This window comes from Streptomyces sp. C (assembly GCF_000158895.1).
In the GTDB taxonomy this organism is placed as follows: domain Bacteria; phylum Actinomycetota; class Actinomycetes; order Streptomycetales; family Streptomycetaceae; genus Streptomyces; species Streptomyces racemochromogenes.
Genome location: NZ_GG657750.1, coordinates 3,084,554 through 3,091,090 on the forward strand (window position 1 = coordinate 3,084,554; position 6,537 = coordinate 3,091,090).

The window sequence follows — 6,537 nt, forward strand, 5'->3', positions numbered from 1 at the left end:
CCGGGGTGGACGAAAACCCCTCGCCCGGGTTACCCCGCGCGGCAACAATCCGTTCATGGAACCCGTCACCCTGACCACCGAGCGCCTCCTGCTGCGCCCCTTCGCCCCTGCGGACGCCGAGGAGGTGTACGCCGCCTGCCAGGACCCCGGGATCCAGCGCTGGACGCTGGTGCCCTCCCCGTACGAGCGGGCGCACGCCGAGGCGTGGGTCACGCACGTCTCGCGGAGCGCCTGGCTGGAGGACCGCGAGTACGGCTTCGCGGTGCGGCTCGGTGCGCAGGGCGCCGAGGGGCCGCTGGTCGCCGCGGTGGGGGTGCACGTGCGCGGCGCCCAGGGGTACGAGGTCGGCTACTGGGCGGCGAAGGAGCACCGCGGCCGCGGCTACGTCGCCGAGGCGGTGGCCGGGGTCGCCCGGTGGCTGTTCACCGAGGTCGGGGCCGGCCGGCTGGAGTGGCGCGCCGCCGTGGGCAACGCGGCCTCCCGGGCCGCCGCCGAAAAGGCCGGGTTCCGCTTCGAGGGCACCCTGCGCGGCGCGCTCGACCACCGCGGCACCCTGCGCGACTGCTGGGTCGCCGGGCTGCTGCCCTCGGACCTCGGCCTGCCCTCCCGGCTGCCGTACCTGCCCGCTGTCAGTGCCACCCCCTAGGGTCGCGGCATGACGACGCTCTCGCTGTCCGCCGACGAGGCCCGCCGGATCGCCCTGCGCGCGCAGGGGTTCCTGGGGGCGCCCGACCGCCGGGGCGGGGTCCGGGGGGTGCTGCGCCATCTGGGCGCGGTGCAGCTGGACACCATCTCGGTCCTGGCCCGCTCGCACGAGCTGATCCCGTACGCGCGTCTGGGCGCGGTGGGCCGGGACGCAGTGGAGAAGGCGTACTGGTCGGACAGCCACGCCTTCGAGTACTGGTCGCACGCGGCGTGCATCCTGCCGATCGAGGAGTGGCCGCACTTCGCCTTCCGCCGCCGGGCGCGGCGTGCGCGCGGCCACCGCTGGCACGTCCTGGAGGACAAGGACCGTTCGACGCGGGCGGTGCTGGACCGGCTGAAGGCCGACGGTCCGCTGACCTCGTCCGAGCTGGGCGGCGCGAAGAACGGCGGCGAGTGGTTCGAGTGGTCCGAGACCAAGATCGCGGTGGAGTGGCTGCTCGACACCGGTGAGGTGGTCTGCTGCGAGCGGCGCGGCTGGAAGCGGGTCTACGACCTGGCCGAGCGGGCCGTCCCGGACGTGCTGCTCCACGACGACCTGGACGACGGCGAGTGCCTGCGCCGGCTGGTCGCGCTGGCCGGGCAGTCGCTCGGGGTCGGCACGCGCGCCGACATCGCGGACTACCACCGCCTCAAGGGCGAGCAGGTCGATGCGGTGATCGCGGACTCCGGGCTGGTGCCGGTGGAGGTCGAGGGCTGGGGGAAGCCCGCCTGGGCGGACCCGCGGGCGCTGGACACGGCGGCGCGCGGCCGCCACCGTACGACGCTGCTGTCCCCGTTCGACTCGCTGGTCTGGGACCGGCCGCGGACGGAGCGGATCTTCGGGTTCACGCACCGGCTGGAGGCGTACGTGCCCAAGCCGCAGCGGATACACGGGTACTTCGCCATGCCGCTGCTGGCCGGCGGGCGGCTCCGGGGCCGGGTCGACCCGGGCCGTGAGGGCCGCACCCTGGTGGCCCGCCAGGTCTCCCTGACGACGCCGGGGGCGGCGGGGGCGATGGCGCGGGCGCTGCGGGAGGCCGCGGAGTGGGTGGGCTGCGACGCGGTCCGCGTCGAGCGCGCGCAGTCGCCGGCGGAGGCGGCCGCGATCACGGCGGAGCTGGCGGCGCTGGGAGCCTGACGGCGGGCGGGCGGGCGCGCTCAGCGGATCTCCAGGATCTTCTCCCGCATCGCGTACACGACGGCTTCCATCCGGGAGTGCAGCTGGAGCTTCTCCAGGATGTTGCGGACGTGGTTCTTCACGGTGTTCTCGGAGATGAACAGCTGCTTGGCGATGTCCCGGTTGTTCATGCCCGTGGCCACCAGCTTGAGGACTTCGAGTTCCCGGTCCGTCAGCCGCGGCGCCGGGACCAGCCGCCGCTCGTCGGTGCGCTGGATCATCGACTTGAACTCGGTGAGCAGCTTCGACGCCATCGACGGGCTGATCTGGGACTGGCCGTCCGCGACCGCGCGGATCGCCGTCGCGACCTCGTCCGTCGAGATCTCCTTGAGGAGGTAGCCGGTGGCGCCCGCCTTGATCGCGTCGTAGAGGTCGGCCTCCTCGTCGCTGATCGTCAGCATGATGATCTTCGCGGAGGGGGCGACCTCCTTGATCGAGGTGCACGCCTCGATGCCGCCGCGCCGGGGCATCCGCACGTCCATCAGCACGATGTCGGGCAGCAGGTCGGCGGCCTTGTCCACGGCCTCCGCCCCGTCCCCGGCCTCGCCGACGACCTGGATGTCCTCCTCCTGGGCGAGGACGATCTCCAGTCCGCGCCGGAAGAGGGCGTGGTCGTCGACCACGAGCACCCGGATCGGCTCCCCGGCCGGGTCCTGCGCCCCATGACAGTCGGCGCCGTCGTCGTCGCGCGCCGGCCCGAAGCCGTCCGCCATCGTTCCTCCCCCTGCATGTGCTGAGCTGCTGGGCCAACCCGGCCGGGTCGGCCGCCGGTTGACTGCCCGACATGATTCCATGCCCGCGCTACGGGACGGGGTGCTGGCGGAATCCATATGGCTCATACGAGTCATACAGGTGCCCCTGCGGAACGCCGTGCGTTCCGCAGGGGCAATGGTTGAATTTCAGCCTCCGAGCGCGCCGCCCGCGCCCGCACCCGAGGGCTCCGAGCTGGACGCCCCGTCGGGGTCGACGTGGATGACGCCGTAGTCGTAGGCGTGGCGCCGGTAGACCACGCTGGGCATCTTGGTCTCGGAGTCGACGAACAGATAGAAGTCGTGGCCGACCAGTTCCATTTCGTACAGGGCCTGGTCGAGCGACATCGGCCGCGCCGAGTGGGTCTTCTCGCGGACGATGAGCGGGCCTTCGCCCTGCACCTCCAGGGAACCGATCCGCTTGACCGGGACCCCTTCCTCCATGTCCTCGTAGACCGGCTCGCCGTTGCTGTTGAGGGTGGCGACGCCCGGCACGCGGTCGGCGACCTCGGCCGCCGAGAGCCGTCCGGTGCCACGGCGGGTGAAGCGCTTGTCGTGCTGCTTGCGCAGCCGGGCCTCCAGCTTGTCCTGTGCCAGGTCGAGCGCCGCGTACGGGTCGGCGGCGGCGGCCTCGGCCCGGATCACCGGGCCCCGCGAGTGCAGGGTGATCTCCACGCGGTCGGAACGGTCGGCCTGGCGCGGGTTGTGCTCCTTGGACACCTCGACGTCCAAGCTGATCACCTTGGCGTCGAGCTTCTGGATCCGCTCCGGATTCAGCTTCTCGGCCACGTGCTTGCGGAACCGCTCGGGCACCTCGGTCTTGCGGCCCTTGACGACGATGTCCACGCAGAACTCCGTTCCCGGAGACCCCCGCTCTGGGCGGCGGGAGCGTCTCCCTTTCGCACCAGGCTCCGGTGAACACCGGAGCCTCGGACTTGGCGACTTTCACCTCCTCCTCCCCCATCGGCAAGATCTACATCCCACCGACTTCGGAGTAGAGAGAGCCCCCCTCACAGGTACTGCACACGAAGATTCCAATAAACAGACGGACTGCTGCTCCGATACCCGGGGCCGAAGGTTCGCCAGTTCCTCACAACCGAACATATCTCTCAAAGCCGGTTGTCGGCACCCGCTACCGAAACGTACCTCCGATCAGGTGGGTCTTCCCTCTTACTACCTGCAACGATGCGCATTCCCCAGTGGTTCCAAATCTATTCACAAGATTTTTGCCCTGTCCGGGTTGCCGCCGTTCGGAGCGAAGGAACCCGCCGGCGCGGCCACCACGGCAGCGGCCTCCGCCCGCAGGCCCGCCGCACGCAACGCCCTCGCCGCCTCCGCGAGCGTGGCTCCGGTCGTGATCACGTCGTCCACCAGCACGATCCGAGCCCCCGCCACCAGCGCCACCCCGCCCGGACGCACCTCCAGGGCCCCCGCCAGGTTCTCCCGCCGCTCCCGGGCCCCCAGGCCCGCCTGGTCCGCGACGGCCCGCCGCAGCCGCAGCACGGGCGCCACGCGAGCGGCCGCACCGGCGCCGCGCAGCCGCCCGGACGCGGCCAGGGCGATCCGCCGCGCCGGGTCGTGCCCGCGCGCCCGCACCGCCCGCCGCGCGGAGGGCACCGGCACCAGCACGAGCTCCGCCCCGCCCGCGGCCCCGACGGCCCGGCCCCCGCGGGCCACCGCCGCCGCCAGGGCCGTCCCGAGCGGGCCGGCCAGGGGCAGCGCCCCGCGCTCCTTGTGCGCCAGCACGACCTCCCGTACGGCGTCCTCGTACCGGGCCCCCGCGTACACCGCGGGCAGCCCCGCCGGGCCCGCCCGCCGCGCCGCAGACGCACCCGGCCCGCGCCCGCACCGCTCAGGGCGCCCCGGCACGCCTCGCACAGCACCACGCGGGCGGCTCTGCAGCCGGCGCAGTCCGCCGGCAGGACCAGCTCGGGCCAGCTCCCGCCACTACTCCCGCACGCATCCACCCTGCCGCGCCGGACGCGGGCCCGCGACCCCTGTGGACTGGCGGCGCCCTCCTGGGGACGACCGGAGCCGCAGGGGCAGGGGCTCAGCCCGGGTAGACCGGCAACCGGCCGCCCGCCGCGACCGTGCGCCACTGCGCACCCGACGGCAGCCACACGATGCCGTCCTCGCCGTACCCGACCACGGGCCTGCCCTCGTCCTCCGAGGCCGCGATCGCGCTCAGCCCCGTCGCGCCGGGCAGGCTCGCGGCGACCATCGACCCGTCGGACAGCATGTAGCGGGCCTGGTCCACGCCGCCGCTCTCCCGGCCCACCACCAGCAGACGGCCGCGCGGCGCCCAGCTCATCGCGGTCACCTCGGCCATCTGCGGGGCCGCCGGGCGCAGCTCGCGCACCGAGACCCGGGGGGAGTCCCCCTTGCCCTCGGGCCGTTCGATCCGCCCGATGAACAGGTTCTTGCGGGTGCCCTCCTTCTCCACGAGGAGCGCGATGCGCACCCCGTCCGAGGAGGCCTTCAGCCCGCTGATCTTCCCGCCGTCGAGCCCGGCGACGTCCACCTTCTGCGGGGTGCCGGTACCGGCGGGCACCCGCCACAGGCCCTGGGTCTGCGGGTCGAGGTCGGCGATCCACAGGTCACCGTGCGCGTCCCAGCTGGGCGCGGTGAGCTTCCCGGACCTGCTGGTCAGCAGCGGCTGCTGCGGCATGGGGCCCGCCGTCGTCAGCGTCACCACGAAGAGGTTGTGCCCGTCCTCGGAGACGACCGCGGCACGCTTCTCGTCGTACGTCACGGCCGCCGAACCCACCTTGAAACCGGCGGCGGTGGCCAGCGGGCCGGGGGCCGGCTCCGGCTTGTCCTGCTGCTGCTCCTCGCTGTTGGCGTCGAGCATCATCCGGACGAGCCTGGACTCCTTGTCCACGTAGTACTGGTGCTCCGGCGACGGCGGCCGGTTGGCGATGGCCGCCGCGGTCGAGCCGGTGACCCAGCACAGCGACGACTTGCCGTCGGGCTTGAGCAGTTCGACCCGGTCCAGCTTGGAGGTCGTCAGGTCCCGGACGGTGTACAGGAGTTGGGTGGCCATCTTCTGGCACTGCGGCTGCGCGACGTTCGAGGCGGTGCCGTTGAGCGGGACGCGGAGGGTGTTCTGGCCGTCGTACGAGAGGGACTTGGTGCCCTCGCGCAGTTCACTGCCGGTGGGGAACGCGGTGGAGACCACCGGGCCGAGCCACTTGGACGGGCCGGTCAGCAGGGACTGCACGGTCTGCGTGGTCGGGTCCATGCGGGAGTCGGGGTCGGTGCGCTGGCGCACGTACACCGGGTCGGCGACGAGGGTGTTGCCCGCGAAGTAGTACTTGTTGACCGGCTTGTAGATGCGCTGGAAGTCGGACTCGCTCAGGACGAGGTTGCTGGGCGGGGTCGCGATCCGCCACTGCTTGTTGACCTGGACCAGCTGGAGGTACTCCTCGTAGCGTCCGCCGCCGGTCTCCGGCTGGTAGGCGCTGCGCTCGTCCACGGTCGCGAGCTTCTTGCCGTAGATCTTCCAGCGCGGTTCCTCGGACTCCTTGTCGCCCGGTGCGGGGACCCGGCCGAGGCCGGCGGAGAGGACGGTGACGGCGGAGCCGGGCCGCCAGTTCCCCGCGGCGCTCTCGGTGAGGTACTTGCGGGCCGTCGCCAGCTGCGGGTCGTCGCTGGTCATTGCTTCGAGGAAGCCGTCGACGATGTCGGCGGGGCTGGCCTTGTCGGCCGGCGGCACGCCGAAGACGCGGACCTGCGAGTCGACGCCCTGCGAGGCCTCCACCCGGCGGATCTCGCCGCGGTCGGGCATGGAGGCGCAGCCGCCGACCAGCAGGCCGACGGCGCCCAGGGCCAGCGCCACCAGGGTGCCCCGGTGCCGCCCGGCCGTCCGGGTCCGTTCGCTCCGTGCGCCCCGGCCGACTGCCGTCGCGCGCTCAGCGTCCTCCACCG

The 6,537-nt window shown here is 73.0% G+C and carries 6 protein-coding genes; 2 read left to right on the forward strand and 4 right to left on the reverse strand.

All coding sequences use genetic code 11. The annotated features are described in order from the left end of the window. The first annotated feature begins 55 nt into the window (after positions 1-55). Both SSNG_RS13740 and SSNG_RS13745 read left to right on the forward strand, forming a co-directional pair. Positions 56-646, forward strand: a complete 591-nt coding sequence (locus SSNG_RS13740; protein ID WP_007264435.1) for a GNAT family N-acetyltransferase — start codon at positions 56-58, stop codon at positions 644-646. Between the two features lie 9 nt (positions 647-655). Then, positions 656-1,822 (forward strand): crosslink repair DNA glycosylase YcaQ family protein, encoded by a 1,167-nt coding sequence (locus tag SSNG_RS13745; protein ID WP_007264436.1) that lies wholly within the window; start codon positions 656-658, stop codon positions 1,820-1,822. Positions 1,823-1,842: 20 nt separating this feature from the next. Here SSNG_RS13745 and SSNG_RS13750 read toward each other — a convergent pair whose 3' ends face one another. The 4 genes from SSNG_RS13750 to SSNG_RS13765 form a co-directional block, all read right to left on the reverse strand. Further along, the gene (locus tag SSNG_RS13750; protein ID WP_042800977.1) at positions 1,843-2,574 is read right to left on the reverse strand and encodes a response regulator transcription factor; all 732 of its coding nucleotides are present in this window, start codon (positions 2,572-2,574) and stop codon (positions 1,843-1,845) included. Between the two features lie 186 nt (positions 2,575-2,760). Beyond that, entirely contained in the window at positions 2,761-3,456 is a 696-nt protein-coding gene (raiA, locus tag SSNG_RS13755; protein WP_007264438.1) for a ribosome-associated translation inhibitor RaiA, read from the reverse strand. Between the two features lie 369 nt (positions 3,457-3,825). Further along, complete coding sequence (locus SSNG_RS44825; RefSeq protein ID WP_042800978.1) at positions 3,826-4,398, reverse strand: phosphoribosyltransferase family protein; 573 nt, start codon at positions 4,396-4,398, stop codon at positions 3,826-3,828. A 262-nt stretch (positions 4,399-4,660) separates the two neighbouring features. Then, positions 4,661-6,537: LpqB family beta-propeller domain-containing protein (locus SSNG_RS13765; RefSeq protein ID WP_347232447.1), on the reverse strand; the 1,877-nt coding region annotated here is incomplete at its 5' end.